The 22,545-nt window shown below is 54.4% G+C and carries 22 protein-coding genes; 11 read left to right on the top strand and 11 right to left on the bottom strand.

The window, feature by feature from the left end; all coding sequences use genetic code 11:
- Positions 1 to 17: 17 nt before the first annotated feature.
- The 7 genes from H6815_06400 to pilM all read right to left on the bottom strand — a co-directional run bounded on the left by H6815_06400 (position 18) and on the right by pilM (position 9,098).
- Positions 18 to 1,358 carry a PP2C family protein-serine/threonine phosphatase gene (locus tag H6815_06400; protein ID MCB9860070.1) on the bottom strand — a complete coding sequence of 447 codons (1,341 nt, stop codon included), beginning with the start codon at positions 1,356 to 1,358 and terminating at the stop codon, positions 18 to 20.
- 26 nt (positions 1,359 to 1,384) lie between these two features.
- Positions 1,385 to 3,481 (bottom strand): acetate--CoA ligase, encoded by a 2,097-nt coding sequence (acs, locus tag H6815_06395; protein ID MCB9860069.1) that lies wholly within the window; start codon positions 3,479 to 3,481, stop codon positions 1,385 to 1,387.
- An 83-nt stretch (positions 3,482 to 3,564) separates the two neighbouring features.
- Complete coding sequence (locus H6815_06390; GenBank protein ID MCB9860068.1) at positions 3,565 to 5,568, bottom strand: type II/IV secretion system protein; 2,004 nt, start codon at positions 5,566 to 5,568, stop codon at positions 3,565 to 3,567.
- A gap of 59 nt (positions 5,569 to 5,627) precedes the next feature.
- Positions 5,628 to 6,284, bottom strand: coding sequence for a hypothetical protein (locus tag H6815_06385; protein ID MCB9860067.1), 657 nt, complete (start codon positions 6,282 to 6,284; stop codon positions 5,628 to 5,630).
- Positions 6,285 to 6,286: 2 nt separating this feature from the next.
- On the bottom strand, positions 6,287 to 6,832 hold the full coding sequence (pilO, locus tag H6815_06380) for a type 4a pilus biogenesis protein PilO (GenBank protein ID MCB9860066.1): 546 nt from the start codon (positions 6,830 to 6,832) through the stop codon (positions 6,287 to 6,289).
- Positions 6,833 to 6,857: 25 nt separating this feature from the next.
- Positions 6,858 to 7,880 (bottom strand): PilN domain-containing protein, encoded by a 1,023-nt coding sequence (locus tag H6815_06375; protein MCB9860065.1) that lies wholly within the window; start codon positions 7,878 to 7,880, stop codon positions 6,858 to 6,860.
- A gap of 57 nt (positions 7,881 to 7,937) precedes the next feature.
- Positions 7,938 to 9,098 (bottom strand): pilus assembly protein PilM, encoded by a 1,161-nt coding sequence (pilM, locus tag H6815_06370; protein ID MCB9860064.1) that lies wholly within the window; start codon positions 9,096 to 9,098, stop codon positions 7,938 to 7,940.
- A 447-nt stretch (positions 9,099 to 9,545) separates the two neighbouring features.
- Between pilM and H6815_06365 the strand changes: the two genes are divergently transcribed.
- Positions 9,546 to 11,828 carry a hypothetical protein gene (locus H6815_06365; protein MCB9860063.1) on the top strand — a complete coding sequence of 761 codons (2,283 nt, stop codon included), beginning with the start codon at positions 9,546 to 9,548 and terminating at the stop codon, positions 11,826 to 11,828.
- 87 nt (positions 11,829 to 11,915) lie between these two features.
- On the opposite strand, the gene H6815_06360 is transcribed toward H6815_06365, so the two are convergent.
- A complete protein-coding gene (locus H6815_06360; protein MCB9860062.1) occupies positions 11,916 to 12,218 on the bottom strand; it encodes a hypothetical protein in 303 nt (100 codons plus the stop codon).
- 232 nt (positions 12,219 to 12,450) lie between these two features.
- Between H6815_06360 and H6815_06355 the strand changes: the two genes are divergently transcribed.
- The 8 genes from H6815_06355 (at position 12,451) to H6815_06320 (ending at position 19,267) form a co-directional block, all read left to right on the top strand.
- Positions 12,451 to 14,418: a PDZ domain-containing protein gene (locus H6815_06355; GenBank protein ID MCB9860061.1), complete on the top strand. Its 1,968-nt coding sequence runs from the start codon at positions 12,451 to 12,453 to the stop codon at positions 14,416 to 14,418.
- Positions 14,419 to 14,571: 153 nt separating this feature from the next.
- Entirely contained in the window at positions 14,572 to 15,627 is a 1,056-nt protein-coding gene (sppA, locus tag H6815_06350; GenBank protein ID MCB9860060.1) for a signal peptide peptidase SppA, read from the top strand.
- Positions 15,628 to 15,792: 165 nt separating this feature from the next.
- Entirely contained in the window at positions 15,793 to 16,185 is a 393-nt protein-coding gene (locus tag H6815_06345) for a hypothetical protein (protein ID MCB9860059.1), read from the top strand.
- Between the two features lie 184 nt (positions 16,186 to 16,369).
- Positions 16,370 to 16,633, top strand: coding sequence for a ferredoxin family protein (locus H6815_06340; protein MCB9860058.1), 264 nt, complete (start codon positions 16,370 to 16,372; stop codon positions 16,631 to 16,633).
- 152 nt (positions 16,634 to 16,785) lie between these two features.
- Entirely contained in the window at positions 16,786 to 17,385 is a 600-nt protein-coding gene (locus H6815_06335) for a PEP-CTERM sorting domain-containing protein (protein MCB9860057.1), read from the top strand.
- Positions 17,386 to 17,439: 54 nt separating this feature from the next.
- A complete protein-coding gene (locus H6815_06330) occupies positions 17,440 to 18,024 on the top strand; it encodes a PEP-CTERM sorting domain-containing protein (GenBank protein ID MCB9860056.1) in 585 nt (194 codons plus the stop codon).
- On the top strand, positions 18,025 to 18,621 hold the full coding sequence (locus H6815_06325; protein ID MCB9860055.1) for a PEP-CTERM sorting domain-containing protein: 597 nt from the start codon (positions 18,025 to 18,027) through the stop codon (positions 18,619 to 18,621).
- An 88-nt stretch (positions 18,622 to 18,709) separates the two neighbouring features.
- Positions 18,710 to 19,267 (top strand): DinB family protein, encoded by a 558-nt coding sequence (locus tag H6815_06320; GenBank protein ID MCB9860054.1) that lies wholly within the window; start codon positions 18,710 to 18,712, stop codon positions 19,265 to 19,267.
- Between the two features lie 26 nt (positions 19,268 to 19,293).
- Here H6815_06320 and H6815_06315 read toward each other — a convergent pair whose 3' ends face one another.
- From H6815_06315 to H6815_06305, 3 genes are all read right to left on the bottom strand, one after another.
- Positions 19,294 to 20,196 carry a chemotaxis protein CheW gene (locus tag H6815_06315; GenBank protein MCB9860053.1) on the bottom strand — a complete coding sequence of 301 codons (903 nt, stop codon included), beginning with the start codon at positions 20,194 to 20,196 and terminating at the stop codon, positions 19,294 to 19,296.
- Positions 20,197 to 20,305: 109 nt separating this feature from the next.
- Positions 20,306 to 20,833 carry a hypothetical protein gene (locus H6815_06310; protein MCB9860052.1) on the bottom strand — a complete coding sequence of 176 codons (528 nt, stop codon included), beginning with the start codon at positions 20,831 to 20,833 and terminating at the stop codon, positions 20,306 to 20,308.
- A gap of 89 nt (positions 20,834 to 20,922) precedes the next feature.
- Positions 20,923 to 21,207 carry a hypothetical protein gene (locus tag H6815_06305; GenBank protein MCB9860051.1) on the bottom strand — a complete coding sequence of 95 codons (285 nt, stop codon included), beginning with the start codon at positions 21,205 to 21,207 and terminating at the stop codon, positions 20,923 to 20,925.
- A gap of 320 nt (positions 21,208 to 21,527) precedes the next feature.
- Between H6815_06305 and H6815_06300 the strand changes: the two genes are divergently transcribed.
- A complete protein-coding gene (locus tag H6815_06300) occupies positions 21,528 to 22,172 on the top strand; it encodes a hypothetical protein (GenBank protein ID MCB9860050.1) in 645 nt (214 codons plus the stop codon).
- Complete coding sequence (locus H6815_06295) at positions 22,169 to 22,534, top strand: hypothetical protein (protein ID MCB9860049.1); 366 nt, start codon at positions 22,169 to 22,171, stop codon at positions 22,532 to 22,534. The genes H6815_06300 and H6815_06295 overlap by 4 nt, the downstream gene beginning before the upstream one ends.
- Positions 22,535 to 22,545: the final 11 nt, after the last annotated feature.

Raw genomic sequence — 22,545 nt, 5'->3', positions numbered from 1 at the left:
TAACCGCAAACAGGCAATCATCGGTTGCGTTGTATCACCACAAGCGTCTGATCGTCCTCCTGATTCAGGCGCTGAGCAAACGAGCGCACACGTTCTGTCACAGACTGGATCACACACGACGGCTCGCCCGTGCACTGCTCAAGCACTTCATCAAGCCGATGCGTGCCGAACATCTCGCGATGCGGCGAGAACGCCTCGATAATGCCGTCAGTGTACAGCACCACCGTATCACCAGGATCGAGTTGCGCTCTGGCACAGGTAATAGAAGGATCCGGCACAATTGCGATAGGCACGTTCGATGCATCGCCCATGGCGAAGATCGTGCTCCCACGTTTGTGTCGAGCGGGTGGGTGGCCCATCGTAACGTAGATCAAGTCACCCGTGGACGGATCAAGCACACCCATGATCGCAGTCACAAACGTGCCCGCACTGAGTGACGCGCACAACCGTCTGTTCACAAATCCCATCACACGTTCCGGACTGCAAAAACCCTCAGATGATGCGCCGCCAATCTCGTGCGCGTACGCGTGGAGCACCGCGTGCAGCATCGCCATGACTGTTGCTGCGCCAGGCCCGTGCCCGGAAACGTCTGCAACCAGCAAGGCCCACCGGCCATCATTCAGCGGGATGAAATCGTAATAATCGCCACCGGCATGGAGGCTGGGCTGATAGAACGCGTCGATTGCGTATCCCGGGATGTGCGGCACAGATTTGGGCAGCAACGATCGTTGCACACGCGCCACCTCGTTCAGATGTGATTCGAGTTGGTGATTCAGTTCTCGCACATCACGTAACGCGGCGGCGGCCCCGCTTGCTTTTCCGATGAGGCTCGAAATCAGAATGATCTGGTCGATCGGATACGCGTCCCGTGCGGGCTCATTCACGAAGAAACTCATCGCCCAGTTCAGCGCGTTGCCAGCCTCATAATGCGGGATTGCAACGCACGAGCAGATGCCTGCAATCGCTTCACCAAGCGCGGGATCGGTTGCAAGATCCAGCCCGGTCAGAATCTGGGGCTCAGGCACGGAGATAATGTCAGCAAGCAAGCCGCTGTCATGCACAGCGAAGCTCTCTCGCATGCGCCACGTGTCCTGCAACCGCTTCTCGCGCCGCTGCTCAGAAGACATCGATCGAGAATCAATGGTGCGTGTAACCCTGAACCGCCCCTCGGGAAGACCTCGTGTCGAGAGTGTGACGAAGAGTTCCGGCTGCGACCATCGACGCATGACCTGACCGAACGCATCGATTACATCCGATGGCTGAACAGCGTTGCTCGCTTTCCGTAGCGCATCGACAACGATTGCAACATCGGGCTGTTCGGTCAGGATCTCACGTCTGTATGTCACATCAGTGGGCATATGGGTAATCGTAGTCTGCTGAGCGATTAGCCCTCGTCTGACTCTCGGAGCTTTGCAAGAACCGAATAGTCTTCGAGTGTTGTTGTGTCCTGTGCAATCTCAGTCTGGCCTTCGGCTATTGATCGCAGCAATCTTCTCATGATCTTGCCCGAGCGCGTCTTTGGCAGCGCGTCGGTAAAACGAATCTGGTCCGGCTTTGCGATCGCGCCGATCTCCTTTGCAACGTGCGCTGCAAGGTCGGCTTTCAACTTCTCGGCAGCTGCACTGTCTGCAGGCGCGTGGTTTGGTGCGAGCGTACAGAACGCTGCGATGCCCGTTCCCTTGATCTCGTGCGGCATGCCGACAACCGCTGCCTCGACAACCGCATCGTGCGAGACCAATGCGCTCTCGACCTCCATCGTGCCCAGTCGATGCCCAGACACGTTGATGACATCGTCAACGCGCCCCATGATCCAGAAGTTACCGTCAGCGTCCTGACGCGCGCCGTCGCCAGGAAAGTAGTACGGCGAGATCTTCGCACCATCGACATCGAACTTCGACCAGTATGTATCAATGTAACGATCACGATCGCCATGAATCCCGCGCAGCATGCTCGGCCAAGGCTTGCGGATCGCAAGCAGTCCACCCGCATTGCGCGGAAGTTCGTTGCCCTTCTCGTCGAGTATCGCTGCATCAACACCAAAGAACGGGAGCGTGCATGAGCCCGGCTTTGTCGGCGTGACACCCGGGAGCGGCGTGAGCATGTGCCCGCCTGTCTCGGTCTGCCACCACGTATCAACAATCGGGCATCGATCCTTTCCGATCACGCTGCGATACCACATCCACGCCTCGGGATTGATCGGCTCGCCGACAGTGCCGAGCACCTGCAGCGACGAAAGATCGTATTTGTTCGGATGCTCGTCGCCCCACTTCATGAACGCGCGGATAGCTGTTGGTGCCGTATAGAACTGTGTAACCTTGTGGCGATCGACAATATCCCAGAAACGCCCTTCATCCGGGAAGTTCGGCGCTCCCTCGTACATGAGTGTGGGTACACGGTTTGTCATGATTCCGTACACAATGTAACTGTGCCCCGTGATCCAGCCGATATCCGCTGTACACCAGAAGAGCTGACCAGCGAATGAATCCTCACCTCGTGATGGTTCTTCAAGATCGGGTATCAGATTGAACACATACTTCGACGTGAGATAGGTGTGCACCATGTATCCGCCGGTCGTATGAACGATGCCCTTTGGCTTCCCGGTCGAGCCGGATGTGTAGAGCAGAAATAACATGTCTTCTGAATCGAGTTGCTCGCACGGCGTCTCCTGATCGCCCATCTCCTCGACATCTCTGAAGTAGACATCGCGCTCGTCGTTCCATGGCATCGGATCAACACCGATGCGCTTAAACATCACCACCTGATCGACACGATGGTCGTGATCATTCTCAAGTGTTTCGCACGCTGCGTCCACGCTTTCCTTCAGCGGCACAATCTTGCCGCGACGCCATGCGCCATCGCACGTAATGATGACACGAGAATCGGCATCCAGCACACGATCAACGATTGCCTGCGATGAGAAGCCGCCGAAGATCACAGAGTGCGGTGCGCCGATGCGCGCACATGCAAGCACAGCTACCGCGAGTTCCGGCACCATCCCCATGTAAATTGTGACAACCTCGCCCTTGCGGACGCCGAGCGATTCCAGACCACCGGCGAACTTGGCAACGCGGCGTTGCAGTTGTGCATAGGTGAAAGCGCAGATCTTTGGTTTGCCCTTGTCTTCGTCTGCTGGCTCGCCTTCCCACACCAGTGCAATATCGTCACCATGTCCGTCTTCGACGTGTCGATCGACGCAGTTGTAACACAGATTCGTCTTGCCTCCGACAAACCACTTTGCATCCGGAGCTTTCCAGTCGAGAACCTTTGACCATGGCGAGAACCAATGCAGTTCCTTTGCCACCCTGCCATAGAACGTCTCGGGATCATTGATAGATTCAGAATGTAGCTTTGTATAGCTCTCCATCGACGCAACATGCCATGTTGGCGTTCCTGCATGTGGTGTTGCCGGTGGCGCAAAGACACGGTGCTCTTCGAGGGTCGATTCGATGCCGGTAGCAGAGAGCTGGTCGTTCGAAGCCATAGAAAATCCTCCGGAAAGTCGCTTTGGTCCGGAGGGAGGATATCAGATTGAATCGCGGCTGGCTGGAACACCCAAAAAGTTGGTCAGACCGTCGCTTCGGTGACGCGCAGGATCTCTTTTACTGTGGTGATACCGTTGCGAACCTTCTCAAGCCCATCCTGGCGCAGCGAGACCATGCCACGCTCGATGCAGAATCGTCGAAACTCGGACACATTCGGGTTCCGCGCGATGTAATCACGAACGTGATCGTCGATCGAAAGCAGTTCGTATATGCCCATACGGCCTGAATACCCCGTCTGACGGCATCGATCGCATCCCTTGGCGTTCCACATCTTGTCTGTCGGCATGCCCTGCATTTCAAGGAACGCTTCCATCTCCTCGCCGGGTGCTTCCTCGGCCTTGCAGTGCTGGCACAGCTTGCGAACGAGTCGCTGCGCAAGCACGCCGTTGATTGCTGCTGCGACAAGAAACGGCTCGACACCGATATTGACCAGTCGAGTGATCGAACCGGGTGCGTCGTTCGTATGCAATGTTGAGAGCACCAGGTGACCTGTGAGCGATGCCTGGATCGCTGTCGATGCAGTCTCCATGTCTCGAATTTCGCCGAGCATGATGACATCAGGGTCCTGACGCAACAAGGCCTTGAGCGCGCGCGCAAAGGTCATGCCGATCTTTTCGTGCATCTGTGTTTGCGTGATGCCTTCGAGGTTGTATTCGATCGGATCCTCAACGGTCGAGATGTTCATCGAGTTTCGATCAAGCTCCTGCAGACTCGCGTACAGCGTTGTCGTCTTACCCGAACCAGTCGGACCCGTCACAAGCACGATGCCGTGCGGCTGATCAATCAAATGCTTCCACGTTTCGTACGCGTGGTCGGAGAAACCAAGGTCGGACAACTTCACCTGGATAGACTTCGTATCGAGAATACGAATAACCGTTTTTTCCATCGTGCCCGCTGGAAGTGTTGACACACGAAGGTCGAGACGACGCCCAGCCACCGTACACTTCACTCGACCGTCCTGCGGAATGCGGCGCTCGGAAATATCCATATTGCCCATGATCTTGATACGGCTGGTGATTGCGGCAGCCATCGACACGGGCGGGTTCATCATCTCGAACAGTCGGCCGTCGATACGAAATCGCACCGCCACCTTCTTTTCCGAAGGCTCGATGTGGATATCTGACGCTCCCTCTTTCACCGCAGTCTGAATGATGTGGTTCACATAACGGATGACAGGGTTTTCGTCGCCGCTGATCTCCTCGAGATTAACGGCATCCTCATCCTTCCTGGTCTGTTCGACTTCGACATCTGCCTCATCGACATCTGCCAGAATCGCGGCCAGATCGTCTGCCGAGGATTCTGTGTTGCTCGCACCAACAACAGAGTCGATTGCCTTTCGGATGTCAGCAGAAACAACAAGCACTGTCTTGACGCCGCGAACACCAAGGCGTGTTCGCACATCATCCACAACAAACACATTATCCGGCGTTGTCATACCAAGGACAACGCGCTGACCTTCCATGCGCAACGGCAGCACGACGTTCATCTTGCAGAACTCTGCGCCCAGACGCTGCAGCATGCGTCCATCAAAGCCGCCATCAGCACCCGCTTCAGGCAGCACACGCTCGAACGGCATGTTGTGGTAGTCTGCTATTGCAGGCTGAATCAGCAGTTCTTCGCCACCCTGCTCAAGCAGCAGGTCTACGAGCTTGCGACCTGGCGTTGCCTTGGCAACCTGCTCCGCTTGTGCAAGCTGACGAGCAGTAATCGCTTCGGACTGCACAAGAAACTGCCCGAGTGAGAGTTCCTCTTTCTTCGCGTCCGACTCAGGCTGCGGAGCGTAGATGGAACTCATCGCGTCACCGATGATCGGTGTCATGCCGTGTTCCGGCTTGTGAGCAATCGCAGGATCGCGATGCACCGACTTTGTTGCGCTCTCGTCGTCGAGACCCTGGTTTGCCGGCATTGAAGGAATAGGGCTGAACGATGACTCGGCTTTGTCTATCGCGTGCTTCTCTCCCTTGGCATTGGTATCGCCACCAAGCCCAAGTTCGCTGAGAAGATCGTCAAGATTCTGCTTGCCCATCGGTCGCTCCAGCCGCCACTTCATCGCAATACAGACAACACATCACACACAAAGCAGGATCAATCGTCGCCCATGCTCAGCCGGAACTGCAATCCCTCGGCAGAGATGACAACAACCCGATCTTCGATACGTTCGACCTTAAACAGGCCAACCGTGTTGCCAACGGTTACGGGCTTGCCATCAACAACAGCAACAGGGCGGGTACCCAGCATGATGCTGGACACCTTCATGTTGTTCGCCTGATCAGAGATCTGCGCAAGCAGCTTCTCGCGCTCGAGTTGCATCCGACGCAGACGCTCCATCTCCTGACGATCGAGCGTGTCATCCACCGGGACGTACTCGGTGACAACTTCTTTGGTGCGCTGCGCAGTAAACGGATTGCGATTGATGTCCTCGGCTGGCATCTGGACGAGTTGGTCACTCAACTCGAGATCCTTCATGATGCGCATCTCGTTCTCGAGACGAACGCCGCTCGGCGGTGCGAGTGGATAGTCGACCTCGCCCATGGTGAAGCTCATCCCGCTTCGAGAGCCGAAGTACCGCATGCCCCAGAGCATGCCTCCTCCAATGCTCACGATACCAATGAACAGGAGAATCTGCGGATTCACCTTGCGGGACGGCACGGCGAACGACATCTCCTCGTTCTTCTCCGGCACTCCCGTCACTTCATCGTCGGGCCCATTTTCGAATGGAAGGAATGTGTTTTCGTCAGCCATGGTTATCCTCCCACCTGCTCGGTTTGCTGGAAGTAGATGCTGAGCGTGAACTCCGCCTTCATGTGACCGTCGTACGCGTCCACACGCTTCACCTTCATCGTGGGCATACGCGTAATACGCGGGAGTTGCTCAAGACGAAGCAGAAAATCGTAAAATCCGCGGAAGCTGCCCTCGACAACCATCGTGAGTGGCTGCTCCATGTAGAGAGCAGCCTTGATCGGCTTTTCCGTGGTAATCTGCGGCTGGCTGAGCCCGCTCTCGACCGCGACATCTGAGACCTGCCGAACAACGCCATCGATTTCCTTGTGCGTTGGCAGACGTCCCTCAATCGCCGCAATGCTCTCTTTGATATTTTCGTTCTCTTCAGCAAGATCAGCGCTGCGCGCCGTTGCTTGGCGCAGTTTTTCGAGCATCTCGACCTTGTGCGAGATCTCGTTCTGCGCTTGTCTGATCTCACGATTCTGTGGCCTGAATACCAACCAGTAACTCGCGATGGGAATCGCCAGCAACGCAGCTAGCAGCAGGAACTCTCGAATACCGAGCTTCATGTGCGTTCTCCTCGCAACGAGCGCCTTACCGGCTGCCGTCGTTTCCTTCTTTGGCCTTTGTTACTGGACTGATCTGTTTCACCTGTGGTTTTGGCGCATCGGGATCGGGCTCCTCGTCCATATGCCCACCTTCGGGCCATGCACCAACTCCGACATCCTCGGGAGACTGCTTTGTTTTCTTCTTACGCCCGATCGCATTCTGCTGCGCTGCTGCAATCATCGATGCAAATGGATTCTGCTCTGACGAACTGACAGCACCGTCGTTTGCTGGAAGATTCTGCTCTACATCTGCATCGAGCTGCTGTTCGAGCAGAAGCTGGCGGGCGTCGGCTGTCGGACTGATTGAGGACTTGATCTCGAACTCACGCAGTTCGGTATCATCAATCAGCACGGGCTTGATGTAGCTGAGATCAACGGATTCGAGCACACCGCTTGACTGCAAGCCTGCAAGATAGTCAGCAATGTCATTATTCGATCGCGCCACTCCGACGAGTGTGAGTGTGTATGTGAACTTCGGCGCGGTCACTTTCGGCTTCTTCGGTGCGGCAATCTGGTTGATCGAATCGGTCAGCGATTGTGCGCCTGATGCCTGCGCACGACGATCTTCGAGCGAGGGCACCTTCGGTTTTTCCTCGACAACATCGTTGATCCGTTTGGACTCAAGGTTCACAGCGGTCAGCGTGATGGTGCTGGGCAAGCGTGTCACGAGCTCCGCAATCAGCACGCTGCGAGGCACCTTCTCGATGAGAGCTGTTGTGATCTCAGCCTTGTCGAGCATCTCCTTCTTCTGCGTTTCCAGCTGCTGAAGGATTGCGATCTTCTCGGCTTGCTCCGTGTAATCGGCGCTGATGGTTCGCTGCCGATCGCGCAGTTCCATCCACCTGCGATTCGAAAAGAAGAACGCGCAGACAACGCCAGCCATGATGAACATGAACAAAACGATGACCATGATGTTGGTGCGGTTCTCCGCCTTCCGACTGACGTAGTCTGCCGGCAGAAAGCTCGCGCTCTCGGGCTCTCTTGATTTCGTTTGAAACGGCATCGCCATCTGCCAACCTCCAACTGCGTACAACGCTGATCCATGCCAGCGGAAAATCTCACGTCCTTACAGATCTGTCTTGCCCAGGCACAACCCGAGTGCCACCGCCCAACCGGGCTGTGGCTTTGTCATATCAACACCCGTCACGGGCTCCTTGCCCGAGCGGTTCACTATCGCCATCGGATCGGCAACCTGCGCAGGCAAACGGATTGCCCTTGCAACATGCTCGCACAACATCCGGTGTCTCGACTCTCCGCCAACAAAGACAATGCGCGACAACGGTTTATCTGGGAATGCTGAATCGTGGTAACGAAGGCATAACGCCAGTTCATCCGTGAGAATCTCCATCGGCTCAATCAGCGACAGCTTCGGACCATGCACTGCTTCCACGCGTGTCGCAACACCGACGGCAGACGCAAGCCGGTCGTTCACACTGCTCTGTGACGCTTGCGCGTGGTCGTCAGCATCTGCTGGCTGTACCGATCGCATCTTCAATCTGCGTTCGTGCGCATCGTCGTCGTCGATCTTCATCAGTTTCGCGATCGTCTGATCGAATGTGCGCCCACCCACATCGATCGACTTCGCAAAGACAGGGTCTCTCCCGTGCGCGATGAGCACGTTCGTCGCACCAAATCCCATGTCGATGTAGAGCGTGTTAGAGTTGTGATCCTCAGAACGGCGGCTCAGTGGCGCAAACGCATCCATCATTGCAATAAACTCGTTCTGTATGCCGACAGGTTCCAGCTTCGATGCTTTCATCGCGCGCATCAGGGTTTCTACAAGATCACGACGTGCAGCAAGGCACAGCACGTCCATTTTGGGATTTCCCTTCGTGCCTCCGCTGATAACAGTTGGGCGCACAACGAGCGCTGCGGGCGGACACCCGATCTGCGCACCAAGTGCGCTTGCTGTCAGCTCAGAAACTGTCATTCCTTCAATACGCGTCACCTTCAAGATTCGACAGATTGTTTGGCTGATGGGGATCGAGCACACCGCACGCTTTGCCTTGACACCGGACGACTTGAGCAGATTGGGCAGCGCTTCAAGCTGGAACTGCAGACGCTTCTCAGGCTTATCCCACATCGCTTCCGGTATTGGCAGCGCCCCAGCTGCGACAAGCGAAACCTGCTCACTCTGCTGGGCGACTTGCAACACCTTCAGAGAGGATGTGCCGAACTCGATCGCTACCGGTAGCGGCTGCGCAGCAACACCCCGGAGCTTTGTCAAACTCTCTCCGAAACCGCTGCCAAAGCCGCCAATTCGCTTCATACACCTGCCCCTGATAATGCATGAGCGCACGATCGGCGCTGCATGCATCACGCCTATCGGCGGGATATTGGGGCACATTGAGGGCCTGTCTAGAGAAGAACTCGATACAGAACACTTAGATTCACACCCGCACAGTTATAAGACCTTCCCCTTTTTAGGGCAAAGCAGGGTATTTCCTGTATTGATAACTCTCGCATCCGAGTTATAAATAACCATATGAAAGTTAACGGCCAGCAAAGCGATATATTTACAAGTTTAAACCAGCTATTAGATCTAACAAGGTCGTCTCAAGATTTGCACTAACAAAATAGACAAGCCTTAATATTACATCCAAAGATCAAATAAAGTTGAATAGACACTGTATCTGTAGAAATGTTCGCATATTGATCTGCACAAGGAGCTTTCGTGAAGTTAAAATTTAAAACAACTGCCATTGCCTCAAGTCTGCTGGCATTATCGTCAGCAGTCTCAGGCCAAACAATATCAGGTTCTGAGTTTATTTCTGTTGGCTCGAGTGGACAGTCTTCCTCGGGTGCAGGCTCGACAAGTCTGTCTACAAATGGACATGTGACTCTCGATATATCGCATGACGATCGCTATGTCGTATTTTCCTCACTGGATGCAGGCTTATCGACAAATCCAGTTGCTACTTCGAATGGCAAACGACAAGTCTTCGTGAGAGACAGGGTGAATGGAACAACCACACTGATCTCTAAGAAATGGAATGGCAGCAGCTGGGATATTGCGGATGACCACTGCGGCTATCAAAATACTGGTGGGTCTGTGTCCATATCAGCGGATGGAAGATACGTTGTATTTGACAGCTCGGCATCAAACCTTCACACAACAGCAGACACAGACGGCGGATTAGAAGATGCTTTTATATGTGATCGCGACCCGGATGAAAACGGCATCTTTGATGAGGGGAACGAGATTGTACTCAACATGGATCCTGCAGTAGATACGCAGAAGCGAAGAGGCTCTCGAATCTCGCCCGCTGGCAATCGCGTGTTCTTTGCAAAGGAGCTTGACAGCAACTTTACATATGCGGTGATTTATGAAGTCGAAACAAATGGTCTGCACTCAATGTGGAACGGGACAAATGCCACTACATTGGGAGAAGTTGTCGCGGGAGCAGATTTTACGTTCGATGGAACAAGGATTGCTCTTCCTCAGCACCAAAGGTACACGAATGCGCCAGTAAATGTCTACGTTGGATATGGTTTGTGGGATGTGGACTCACGGACGTTGGTTACAGGTGTTGGGTCAAGTTGCTATTACCCAATTGCCCAAGGAAACTTTGTTGACGTCGTGCTCTCATATGATCTTTCAGACAATGGCGATCAAGCTGCTATCTCGTACTCTATCAATAGTGATGTGAGCGGACAAATCTTAGGGTACGTAGTTGTTGACGGGACATTGCAACAGCAGCCTAACTGCGGCGCGTCTTTGCCGTTTTCAACAGCATTTCCACCAAACTATAGTGGATATGGTCCGGCAAGAATGTCCAAGGACGGCCGTCATGTTGTCTTTACAAGCAATAATGGGCTTGTCGCCGGCGATACAAACGGTGTCTCAGATGCATACTTGCTGATCCGCGATCCCGATGAAGACGGTGTGTATCAGTATTGGATTACCGATTATGTGCTTCTTTCAGAAGCTGATGGGATGCCAGGCGTTGCTGGCAACGGCGGCTCCAGAAGCCCTGTCCTCGGACTACAAAGTGTCGTGTACGAGAGTGCAGCGACAGATATTGTGTCACCCGACACGAACGGCAGTACCACAGACATCATTGCAACCGACATTGATGATCTTGTTGTGCCAATCGAATATGCATTTGCTATTCTTATTGACAGTTCGGGCAGCATGGATATTGCTTTTCAGTTTTCATTAGAGGCGCTCGCACGACAAGTGGAGGGCGGACAAGTATCCACGCCATGCAATACGTATGATCCCAGCAACCCAAATAACCCTCCATACTGCGCCCAGTCGGGTCATTTTCAAACCGGGCAAACGATTCCTCTTAATGGAACAGTTGCTATAGCATTAGTTGATGTTTCAGCTCAACCTACAATTCAAGTTCCACTTACATTGATTTCAGATCAGCAATCGGCCTCTGATCTTGCAGATGTTATTCGATCCACACCATTTAATGGCGGAGCCGCAGCCGCTATTGCATCTGGAATGCAGATTATATCTCAGCCTCTTCTTCGATCTAAGTATCAAGCTGCAAACAAAAGTATCATTGTTATAGGTGACAACATCGATGATACCTATTCAAATGCTCAAAATGCTCTTGATGCAATGGCAGATGCCAGGGACGACTTGCTAAGCTTAGGTTTTAACCGTATCGATGGCATTGTTTTCATCGGGGAGGCATACCCAAACACCGTTGGCGCGTGGACCCAATATCTCGTTGGCGGAGGCGGAATAGCCCTAGAAACCCATCATGAAAATCGGGAACTTGGCTTCATAGAAACCGAACTACGATCTTCGATTATGCGGCAAAACTGCTGGAAAGACCTGGATGGCAGCGGCTCTCTCAATATACTTGATTATATTGTGTTTGGCAACTTGTATAACACGTCTGACCCAAAGGCTGACATCGATGGTTCTGGAACTATTGATATCCTTGATTATATTGCTTATGGAAATGCGTACGCATCTGACTGCCCCGACGCTCCATAAACACAACTGTCTGCAAGACAACGCAGATTACTAGCTCAATAAAGAAAAGACGGTGCGGGCTCCAATTCTGGCCCGCACCGTTTTTTGTTAGCTCAGCGTTCCCACCAGACGTGCTAACCCCTCCAGATCCCGGTCCTGGACGATCGCAACAGCCTTCTTTACCTTTGCATCATCCGCAGGACCAAGATTCGCAACCGCCTTGGCAGCCCGATCCCAGAGCCCATTGAGCTTCTTTGTTGTTGCAGGTTTGGACGGGTCCTCTGACGCGGTCGCCAGCATCAGCTCTGTAACCAGCTCTCCCAGTTTCTGGACCATGATCGAGTCGCGGTTCTGGTAATACCGCTTGACAACCTTCTGTTGGTAGGCTGAAAGGGGCTGTTTTCCTGCCATGACGCGAGACCTCCGAACATTCGCCAAGCAGCCAGACATCGTTGAAAATCACACAAATTTGCTGACAGCGAGTTCTGGCGGATGCATCCAGATAGTACAGCTTCCACCCAGCCAGATCACTCGTCGAACATCCTGGCAGAACTGGAAGCTCTTTCAGAATGAAACCGCCCGGCTGGGCATTATCAAGCAGAACGTGATGCAACAGCTGGGCACAGCAACGGAGATCATAACAATGACATCGAGCAGAGCACACACACTGAAAGTGTCGGCACTCGCACTAGCAGGGTTAGCGGGCACCGCTATCGCAGCTGTTGCGATCGGCCCGGACACCGATGACAAGCCAGCGACAAAGTCAGCCGAATGCACAACAACCCGCACAACTGCAACCACATGCACAAGCGCATCACAGGCATCGGCACCGCTGGTTGCGCTGACCTCGTTCGATCCAGACAAAGTCAGTGTGACTTCGGGCGGCGGCTCTGGCGGGATGGTTGTTGTTGAGTCGCTTGGCGGCACATCCGGATCGGGAACATCGAGCGTGACTACAACGGGCCCGACATCAACAAGCCGCTCCATCATGGTGCGTGATGACGGCACCGACAAAGTAAAAGTCGAGATCAAGGACGGCAAGACATCGGCGTGGATCAACGGTGAGGAAGTATCACCCAAACAGATCCGCAAGACAAACGACACAATTACGATTCTTGACAAGAACGGCAACGAGGTTGCAACGTTCAGCTATGTGGCAACGAACAAGGCTACAACCATCTTTGGCGATTCGATCGTGCTCGGTACTGCACCACACGATGTCAGCGCAATTCAGATCGTGCCCCAGATTGCAACTGGGCCGGATGGTGCCATCACAATGAATGTTGCGCCACAACTGCTTGCAACCACCGGTCTCTCTCCCTTTGGTGGAAACTACGTCGTTGCAGACCCTGATACACCTCCAGTGATGGTCGGCATCACGATGGGCGATGTGTCACCTGAACTTCTTGACTATCTTGATCTTGATGGCGGCAATGTCTTCATAATCAGCAGAGTGATCAAGGATCTGCCCGCAGCAAAGGCTGGCTTGCAGGAGCGTGACATCGTTATCAAAGTCGACGGCAACGCACCCGCGACACAGGAAGGACTCCGCAAGATCCTTCGTGAGAGAGAGCCGGGCGACACCGTCAAGCTCACCGTCATCCGAAAAGGTGAGAAGAAAGATATCAAAATTAAGCTCGACAAGTATGATCCGCAACAACTGTCGGTCCAGACCAATGTTCTTAGCGGAGTTCCGGCCGTCACACAGCGTTTGAACGTCTCTCCTCTCTCGCCCCCGACACCCCCATCAGCCCCCAGCACAACAACTGCGCCAACATGGGTGACACCCGTGCAACCGAGCGCTCCAAGGAACTTCGGCGGCTCGGGCGGCGTCATCGCACCACGTGGTGAGCACTCGAAGGATGTCAAGAAAGCCCTTGAGCAAGCGGTCGAGCAACTTCGCGATATGAAGATGCAGGGGGACGAATCGACAGAGAACTCCCTCAAGGGGTTCGAAGAAGCACTCCGCGCTCTTGAGAAAGCGACACAAGCGCTCGACGGCCTTGAAGTCTCCGGCCGCTTCTCTGTCGAGCTTGACAACAAGGATGGCGACTGGAGATTATTTATGGGCGACAAGCCCGACATGGTTTTCCGCGCTCAACCGGATCAGGGCTTCTCAACATTCTGGCACAGCGACAAAGACAATGACAGCAAATCCGAACACTTCTTTTCGCAGGGCAACAACAGCGTGCGCGGCTTTGCTTTCACACCAGAGCACGCAGACCAGATCGAGAAAGAACTGGATGAGCACTTCAGGGATATGCACGAGCACCTTGAGAAGCTTGGCGATCTGAAGCATCTCGAGAAGTTGGGTGATCTTCAGTTCCTTGGTGACGACTTTGTTGTCAAGCTGGAAAACCAGGCAAGGGAGATTGAGGAAGCAACAAAGGCCAACGGCAGGTACTCCATTGAGTTGCGTCAGATGCGCGACAAGCTCGACGACCAGAACAAGAACGTGGATCGTCTGGTGCGGAAGTTCGAAGCGGATCAGGCCCGAACTGGCAGCAACAACGAAATGAAATCAATCAAGAACCAGCTTGATGGAATCGAGAGCGATCTTGCCGACATCAAGAAGATGCTCAAGCAACTGATGGAGATGCACAAGCAGTAAACCACCTTCTCCGAATCGGTTGGCACACACCCAGGGATAGTGCTGATCGACACCAACACCATCGCCCGATCGTTCCTCCCCCGGAGCGGTCGGGCGGTGTTTTATCTTGGAGACTACAGGTTCCTGTGCGGTTCGGCCGACGAATAATCCTGCATGAAAATTACCCTCAGATCACTCTTCTATTGCCTCATTGCTTTCATGCCCTGTGCGATGTCAGGGTGCATCCCCAGCACGCTCACGCTTTCCCTCGACAGTCAGTCGAGCGCACTGAAAAAGGCAAGCGTGTTCAGGGACGACGGACGCGTGGAGGGCACGATCGCTCTTATCCATGTGGGCGGTGTCATCAATGACATCACCAGTGGCTTGTCGGGTTCATCAGCACCAATCGACTCGCTTGTTACGCGACTCGATATGGCTCGCGATGATCACAATGTCAAGGCAGTTGTCCTGCGCATCAACTCGCCCGGTGGATCTGTCTCTGCGAGCGATGTCATGTATGAGGAGATCAGGCGATTCAGCGATGACACTGGCAAGCCCGTTGTCGCATCGTTCGGAGAAGTTGCTGCGTCGGGCGGGTATTACATCGCGCTCGCTGCCGATCACATCGTTGCCCAGCCCACCACGATCACCGGCTCCGTTGGTGTCATCATTCCTGCGCTCAACTTCAGCCACGGGCTCTCGATGATCGGCGTTGAAACAAACAACATTGTGTCAGGCCCGAACAAGGCGATGGGCGATCCATTCTCACCTGTGAACCAGAGCCACAACGCCATGTTCCAGGCGCTGGTTGACCAGTTCTATGCCAGATTCAGATCGCTGGTTGTTGATCGTCGCTCACACGCACTGCATCCTGTCGATATGTCGCGGATCAACGAACTCACGGATGGTCGGGTTGTCACAGGTGCCGATGCGCTCGATGCTGGCCTTGTTGATTCGCTCGGGACATTACATGACGCCTTTGAGATTGCAAAGCAGCGTGCTGGCATTGAGCGTGCCGAGATGGTTGTGTACCACTCTAAACCAATCGCGTTCCGCCCGCGTTCGCCATACGCAAGCGTCGGCTCCATCGCTCCGCGGGCAACATCCAACCAACAGATCAGCGTTGGCGCTGTGACGCTCCCGATCGAGGTCTCTCACACTGTCACGCCGGATGAACTCCGACCCGGCACAGCGTATTACCTCTGGCCCGCCTCTCTGGGCAGGGAATAGCTCGCGCAACAACTGCGCGATCTCACCATATCACGTGCAATGTCATCGCGCACATCATCCGCTCGACTCTGAATAGACCGATACATCTATCAGCGGCCCTCGCATGGATGCGTGGAACCGTGCCCATCCCATTCCGTCATTCGCACTTGTGCCATGGAGGGCATGATGGCATCGACGAGTTCCTCCGACCGCGGATCGCAGCCCGCTGCGCCATTCCCCGAACTAAAAACCACAGCCCCGAACAAGGACGCAGAGCGCCGGCGTATCCCTCGCGTGAAGATGGCCGGATGCTTTACCGCTACCTTTGAACCAACAAAGGAAACATCGGGCGGGCTTGCAGTCATTGAACTGAAGGACGGGAGTCCAAAGGGCATTGGAGCGTTCTCGCCTATCGCGGTCCAGCCAGGCACTCGCGTGAACCTGTTCCAGTCCGGCTCACGTATCCCCATCCACAAGGGAACGGTGGTCCGCTGCGAAGAGGAGACGACCGAGGTGGATGGCACACCGCTCCCAAGGTCCCGCCATCTGCTCGGCATCCTGTTCAACAATCGAGACTAAAGCCGGTTTTCTGCGCTCCAATCCCCCTGATCGCTGCTCTGCATTCGCTCAAGATGCCCGTTTTCAGAATGAGACGGCTCTCGGGATGACACACCGGCTCTGCGCGCGTTCAATCCCCCATCATGACTCGCACTATCCGCAGCCGATTTTCCGCATGCTGCGTTGTTCAGATCGGGAGGTCCTCATGACCCACATCATTGCAGAGCCCTGCATCGCAACCAAGGACACAGCCTGCGTCGACGTTTGCCCCGTCGACTGCATCCATCCCACCAAGGACGAGCCCGACTTCGAATCGGCCGACCAACTCTTCATTGATCCCGACACATGCATCGACTGTGGCCTGTGCATCGACGAGTGCCCCGTCAAAGCTATCTACCCCGAAGAAGATCTCCCGGAAGAATGGAACAACTTCGTGCAGATCAATCTCGATTATTACAAAGACAAATAGGAGAACTACCTATATTCTGCAACCCACGGAACATTGTTCAGAAACACAGAAGCGTCCGCAATCTTTGATGTTGCGGACGTTTTTTCTTAGGCAGATTGATGAAATCGTGTACATTCTGAGTATAGACAATGCGTTTTTTCATTGGTAGAAATATGGCACAGAAAACAACACTATTGGCTTTGCTCTTTGTCTCTGCAACATCAGCGGCAGCTGACCCTATCGGCGGATGGATACTTGAGAACCTTGATACAGATCCGATCAGCCCGACAAGTGCCAATACATCGGTCAGATTGTCGGTATGGTACGACCCAAACGCCGGGTATCACAGCTTTGGACAATCAGATGTAGTCATCTCTGCGAGCGACTCAGTACTTGTGGGAAGCGCATCTGGATACGGAAGCAACGGAACAATTACACATGATACATTTACTCAGCTCAATCAAAGCACAGTGCTGTTTGAAGCATGGAACCCCCACCTTCCCCCAATTCTCATCGCTTCCACAGAGAATCCAGCGTGGACCGCCACATTCTGGTTTGAGACAACCGACTTCACGCCACGCACGGTGGAGATCTCAACAAGCTCGCTGACATTTGGGATGTTCGATACCACAACATCGATCAATCCGACGTATCTCCCGCTCTCCAGTGTGCAGGAAACAACGCTGAAGATCCAGATCATCCCCGCGCCGTCGTCAGCAATTGCGCTGCTTGCTGGCGCAAGCCTGCTTGGCGCACGACGCAGACGAAGATAACACCACACCACTGCCAGCCGACGGACACGTCCGCTGGCAGCTTGCAGGAGTCACATGACACAAGTGAAACACATGACAATCGCAATGTTGATCGTCGCAAGCAATCAGGCATTTGCGCAATCGGGTGGCTTGTTCATCGAGGTGAATGGCACGATAACGCCTCAGACGCCATCGGTGAATATCAATGTCTACACCTACTGGGAGGGATACCCACAGATCTATGGCGTGGGATTTGCTGTATACGATCTTGTTGCCACGGAATCAGGATTCACAGATAATATCATCCACCACAACTGGCTTGGCTTTACATTCCCACCACCAGCTCCCACAAATACCGGCACCGCATTGCTTGATCTGACAGCGGGGCAGCTGGGGCCGAACTTTTTTACGTGGTCCAGCCCTGTGCTGCTCCACACGGTCGAGTGGACGACGGATGACTTCACGCCACGAGAACTTTCTGTTTCTACAGAAATCGATTATATTGATCTGTTTCCATACAGCCATGTTTTCATCTACGAACGGATTCCTGATCCAGTCAATGGCTCGGTGACAATCCAGATCATCCCCGCGCCGTCTTCAGCACTTTCGCTGCTTGGTGGCGCAGGCCTGCTTGGCGCACGACGCAGACGGAGACAATGAATGAGGGTATTCGCGCACACAAGTTTTGTGACACTCCTTGCTGCCCAAGCACAGTGTCTGGGTGACGTTGGCCTATCGACATCTCTCTCGAACAATGGCATTGTTTCACCCTCTTCACCATCGGTGAATATCGATGTGTATGCCATTACCGGCGAGCCGTGGTTTGCGTTCAGCACAGCACTCTTTGGATACTGGGCAACCGAATCAGGTGCAGCGGAACCACACTATAGGTTATTGCCAGCCGACGGAATTCCAGGATTTCCGCCATCATGGTTTGTTGCGGTCACACCACAAACAAATGGATGGCTCGCAAACGTTGGGCAGAGCAACACCGTATCACATCCCGCAAATCCTGCATCGCCACTGCTCATCATGTCCTTCGAATGGGAAACAAGTGATTTCACCCCAAGAACAGTGGAGATACATATGGGGGCAGCTGATTGGTGGATTTATGAAACATCTTCGAGTCAGGCGCCGGTGTTCACGCCACCACCCAATAACATCGTCCTTCAAATCCAAGTCATCCCCGCGCCATCGTCAGCACTTGCGCTGTTTGGTGGTGCAAGCGTGCTTGGCGCACGACGCAGACGGAGATAACACCACACCACTGCCAGCCGACGGACACGTCCGCTGGCAGCTTGACTCCCTGACAAGCCTCTCTGTCACATCCATGCAACAATCATGCATGGATACCGACACATTCAACCCGGATGCTCTGATCAAGCAGATGGAGCGTTTCCCGCGTGTACTTGCTGCGTTTGTCGAGCCGCTCACATCCGATGCGTTGTTCTTTGTTCCACCAACCGGGGCGTGGTCGATTGCACAGATCCTCGGCCACCTTGCGGACGAGGAAGTCGAGGACTTTCGCATGCGCACGCGGCTGACTCTGGAAATGCCAGATGCTGGCTGGCCTCCGATAGATCCAGAGGGATCTGTTCGCGAGAGAAACTACCAGCAGCCGTCACTCTCACCTGAACTTGCGAACAAGCCTCACGAATCGCTCGCACGATTTGTCACAGAACGCAGCACCTCAATTGCGTGGCTCCACTCACTGCAGAATCCGGACTGGTCGGCTGCGCATGTACACCCGAAGTTTGGTCCGCTGCACGCGGGCATGCTGCTGGGATCGTGGTGTGCGCACGATCTGCTGCACCTTCGCCAGATCACCAAACGACTGTATGAGATGACAAACAATCTCTCAGCGCCGTACTCAACACGGTACGCTGGCGACTGGGTGGCATAGATGTGTTACGAGCGCAGTGTGATGGATTAAGCAGCGAGTGACTGTTCATCCTGATCAATCTCGACTCCCAGCGTACGAAGCGCGTGCTCATCAAACACCAGCACGGGCATCTGACGATTCCTGTGCGAGATGCCGCGCACAAGATCGTGTGTTTTCACACCTGTTGGAATGGGGTCGATGTCTGCCTGGCCAAGCTCGACAACCTCGCGGACGGAGTCGATCATCAATGCGGTACGGCCAATGTCGGTTTCGATGACAACCAGCATCGGATGACGCTGCGCCTTGAACTGATTGATCAAACGCTCGAACAGATGTTTGATCTGTGAAAAGTCATGCGAATCTGACGTGTTGATCAGTGTGAGAGCCTCGTCACTCTTGCCGTTCTTTGCCATATGCTGCGCTCGTTCAGCAACAGAGCACATGTGCTTGTGCGGCTTTGCAAACTCCTTGATAAGCGTCGCCATTCCAAGGTCGCCGCGTGTGAGCTTCTCCATTGCTTCACGCGAGTTGTTCAATGTGTCGTACCACTGGCCGAACGAACACTTCGTTGCACTCGTTGACTTTGTAAACGGCTTGCCTGACTTCACGCTCTCTCGCAACTCATCGATCCACTCCTGCAACTCACGCTGGCGGGCATCAATGAACTTTGTGAGTTCAGCGATCTCCTCCTTGTATGATTTGCAACCGAGCACAACACGCATATCAACAACCGGAACCACCATGCCACGGTGGTTGAGCATCCCCGCGACCCACGCGGGGCTTCGGGGCAAGCACTTTGTGCCGGAAGCAGGCATTCGCATCAGTTCAACGGTAACTGATGCGGGCAGACAATACGCGTTATCAGCAATGTCAACAGAAACGTATCGCTCGCGATCCGTTGCATGATTGGTGAGAACAGACGTGGATTCGGTTGATACTGCATCGCTCATAGCTTTTCCGATCGGCTTGGAACTGCACAACATTCAGCATGAGCATCAAGCTCACACATGATCAGTGAGTCTGTTTCCGCGTGGTTCGCGCAACACCTGCGCTCCCATATCACGCTGCCTTGTTATTCGGCTGGTCGTTGTTGCGTGCCTGCTCGTCACGCTGGCGCTGACGATCCGTGCGCACGTTGGACGGCGCATCGGGTCTCTCTCGCCAGTCTTCTGCACGGGGCAGTGACAGTTCGCTCTTCTGGACCTTCCGATATCCGAGCAGGCGCATCACCTCAACCACATCGCACCACGATGGGAACGTGACGTTATTTGCCTTCTTGAACTCGTCCATCGCAACCACGAAGAGGAACTGTTCCTTGGTCAGATCACCTTCTTCAGCTGCGCGAGCAAAGTCTGAGAGTCTGCGACCTGGCCCCCGCCTGCGCTCGAGCCCTGTGGGCGATGCGCCGCTGCGGTTTTTTCTACGATCGCCACCACGAGTCCCGCCCTTTGCACTCGGGACAAACGGTACCCCAGGCATGCCGGACGGCTCACCCGCCTTGGATCCGTCCTGAAACATCTCCTCGGGGAAATCGATATCCTCGAATGGATTGTCATCAAAGTCGTGCGATCGCGAATGGTTTGCCATAACCTGCTCCGCCCGCGCACGCTGGTGCATTCGTCGCCGGAAACCATCCGGCCCCACTCCGTCAGAAGTGCCTTAGCGCGCGGGGATGCTCACAGGTCCTCATCGTCCTCATCGTCATCGAAATCAAGCTCTTCCTCTTCGTCATCGAAGTCATCGTCGAAGTCTTCATCGTCGTCGTCATAATCGTCATAGCCCGAGTAATAGTCATCATCCTCGTCATCATCATCTTCGTCATAACCCGCAACGGGTTCGAGGGTGCCGACACCCAATCCGGGCTCCTGAAAAAGCCATGGGTACTTGGGCGTACATGTGTCAAGATCGACTGTCATTGTTGAAGCCTGGTTTGTGCTCAGTATGGATGTGGAAACGGTCATGGGTGTCGTCCTCGGTCGTGCTCTGCGGATCCTTTCACATGCAGAGCGCTCTTGCGAACTGATGCGTCGATCGGGCTTTGGTTCAGGTTTTCTTCACCTTCATCGCACGATTGCCTCGTGTTCCATAAGGTAGCTGGCAAACCTCCCGGGCGCATGCTTCGCAATATATCCACGCAAACTCGCTGGGCAAGCGCTGATGTGTTCCGATTTCGTCATTGACGCTTGATCGGTTCCATCCCGTCGTCGTGTTTCCACAGAAACGGCCCGGTTTGGTGCGGTCAGAATCCTCAAACGAACACGGCCTGAACCGTACCGTAAGGATGCGTACACTTGACCCTTCAACTCACCACCCCACCAACCCCCGATACCACGGCGGAGAGTCCCACCTGACAACAACGCAACCCAACCACGAAGCACCCCGTGAGGGGTTTGATATCGCAGCGGGACTGCTTGCGGTCGTCTTTCCCGGACTAGGGCATTTCGTCTTCAGGGAGCGATGGAGAGGCATTACAGCCATGATTGGCGTCATGGGCCTGTTTCTTAGCGGCCTGCTGGTGGGCGGCATCGACTGCGTCGACAAGCGAGAGGATCGCATCTGGTTTATTGGGCAGGCTCTAGTCGGTCCAGCGGCCTTTGCAACCAACTGGTATCACCAGAACATGCTCAAGGTTCATGACGGCAACACCTTCCGGACTGCATGGCCACATGAGATCCGAGATCCAAAGACCCACAGGCCCATCCAGGTTCGTCATGAAACGACCGGGCAACCAATGGAGTTTGTCGATCCAAAGACAGGGCAGACACGTCTCGGCACTGACAAGGACATGCCGCCCAACACCAAGAGCATCTCCCGAATCAATGAGATCGGTACCCTGATGGCAACCCTTGCGGGCATGCTCAACCTCATCGTCATCCTTGATGCCCTGTTCCCCACGCTGCACCCTGAAAAAGGGGCGGCATCATGAACGCTTCTAACGCCCAGATTGGAGTGATGTCGTCTGCAGCAGCCAGGCAGGAAGCTGCACAACCAGAGATGACTGAGACGCAATCTCAGCCATCCCTTCCGAGTCACATGTTTCGTGCACCCTACCGCCCAATTCTTGATCCATTGCCGCTGCACAACTGGTGGTACGCGCTACTGATCCCGATTTGCATCCTAACAGCCATCGCATACAAGTCGGTGCGATCACGCACACTGGAAGCATTCTACAAGGAGGTGCTGGTGCTCACGGGGCAACTCGTGATTGGCATGGTTGCTCTGGGCGTTGCTGCATGGATCGTGCTTGGTGTCATTCTCCCGCGCATTGCTCCAATGCCCGGGATCTGACCGCGCTGGAC

It is taken from the genome of Phycisphaeraceae bacterium, assembly GCA_020639155.1.
Taxonomy (GTDB): Bacteria; Planctomycetota; Phycisphaerae; order Phycisphaerales; family UBA1924; genus JACKHF01.
This window is presented reverse-complemented; position numbering and strand designations above follow the sequence as displayed.

Excerpts from the sequence above, each read along its gene's own strand:
- H6815_06345 (MCB9860059.1), top strand. The coding sequence starts at position 15,793 with ATGGCATCGACGAGTTCCTCCGACCGCGGATCGCAGCCCGCTGCGCCA.
- H6815_06360 (MCB9860062.1), bottom strand. The coding sequence starts at position 12,218 with ATGGCAGGAAAACAGCCCCTTTCAGCCTACCAACAGAAGGTTGTCAAG.
- H6815_06310 (MCB9860052.1), bottom strand. The coding sequence starts at position 20,833 with ATGGCAAACCATTCGCGATCGCACGACTTTGATGACAATCCATTCGAG.
- H6815_06315 (MCB9860053.1), bottom strand. The coding sequence starts at position 20,196 with ATGAGCGATGCAGTATCAACCGAATCCACGTCTGTTCTCACCAATCAT.
- H6815_06400 (MCB9860070.1), bottom strand. The coding sequence starts at position 1,358 with ATGCCCACTGATGTGACATACAGACGTGAGATCCTGACCGAACAGCCC.
- H6815_06375 (MCB9860065.1), bottom strand. The coding sequence starts at position 7,880 with ATGGCGATGCCGTTTCAAACGAAATCAAGAGAGCCCGAGAGCGCGAGC.
- H6815_06340 (MCB9860058.1), top strand. The coding sequence starts at position 16,370 with ATGACCCACATCATTGCAGAGCCCTGCATCGCAACCAAGGACACAGCC.
- pilO (MCB9860066.1), bottom strand. The coding sequence starts at position 6,832 with ATGAAGCTCGGTATTCGAGAGTTCCTGCTGCTAGCTGCGTTGCTGGCG.
- H6815_06325 (MCB9860055.1), top strand. The coding sequence starts at position 18,025 with ATGAGGGTATTCGCGCACACAAGTTTTGTGACACTCCTTGCTGCCCAA.
- H6815_06390 (MCB9860068.1), bottom strand. The coding sequence starts at position 5,568 with ATGGGCAAGCAGAATCTTGACGATCTTCTCAGCGAACTTGGGCTTGGT.
- H6815_06295 (MCB9860049.1), top strand. The coding sequence starts at position 22,169 with ATGAACGCTTCTAACGCCCAGATTGGAGTGATGTCGTCTGCAGCAGCC.
- acs (MCB9860069.1), bottom strand. The coding sequence starts at position 3,481 with ATGGCTTCGAACGACCAGCTCTCTGCTACCGGCATCGAATCGACCCTC.
- H6815_06320 (MCB9860054.1), top strand. The coding sequence starts at position 18,710 with ATGGATACCGACACATTCAACCCGGATGCTCTGATCAAGCAGATGGAG.
- H6815_06355 (MCB9860061.1), top strand. The coding sequence starts at position 12,451 with ATGACATCGAGCAGAGCACACACACTGAAAGTGTCGGCACTCGCACTA.
- sppA (MCB9860060.1), top strand. The coding sequence starts at position 14,572 with ATGAAAATTACCCTCAGATCACTCTTCTATTGCCTCATTGCTTTCATG.
- H6815_06300 (MCB9860050.1), top strand. The coding sequence starts at position 21,528 with ATGCGTACACTTGACCCTTCAACTCACCACCCCACCAACCCCCGATAC.
- H6815_06330 (MCB9860056.1), top strand. The coding sequence starts at position 17,440 with ATGACACAAGTGAAACACATGACAATCGCAATGTTGATCGTCGCAAGC.
- H6815_06305 (MCB9860051.1), bottom strand. The coding sequence starts at position 21,207 with ATGACCGTTTCCACATCCATACTGAGCACAAACCAGGCTTCAACAATG.
- H6815_06385 (MCB9860067.1), bottom strand. The coding sequence starts at position 6,284 with ATGGCTGACGAAAACACATTCCTTCCATTCGAAAATGGGCCCGACGAT.
- H6815_06335 (MCB9860057.1), top strand. The coding sequence starts at position 16,786 with ATGGCACAGAAAACAACACTATTGGCTTTGCTCTTTGTCTCTGCAACA.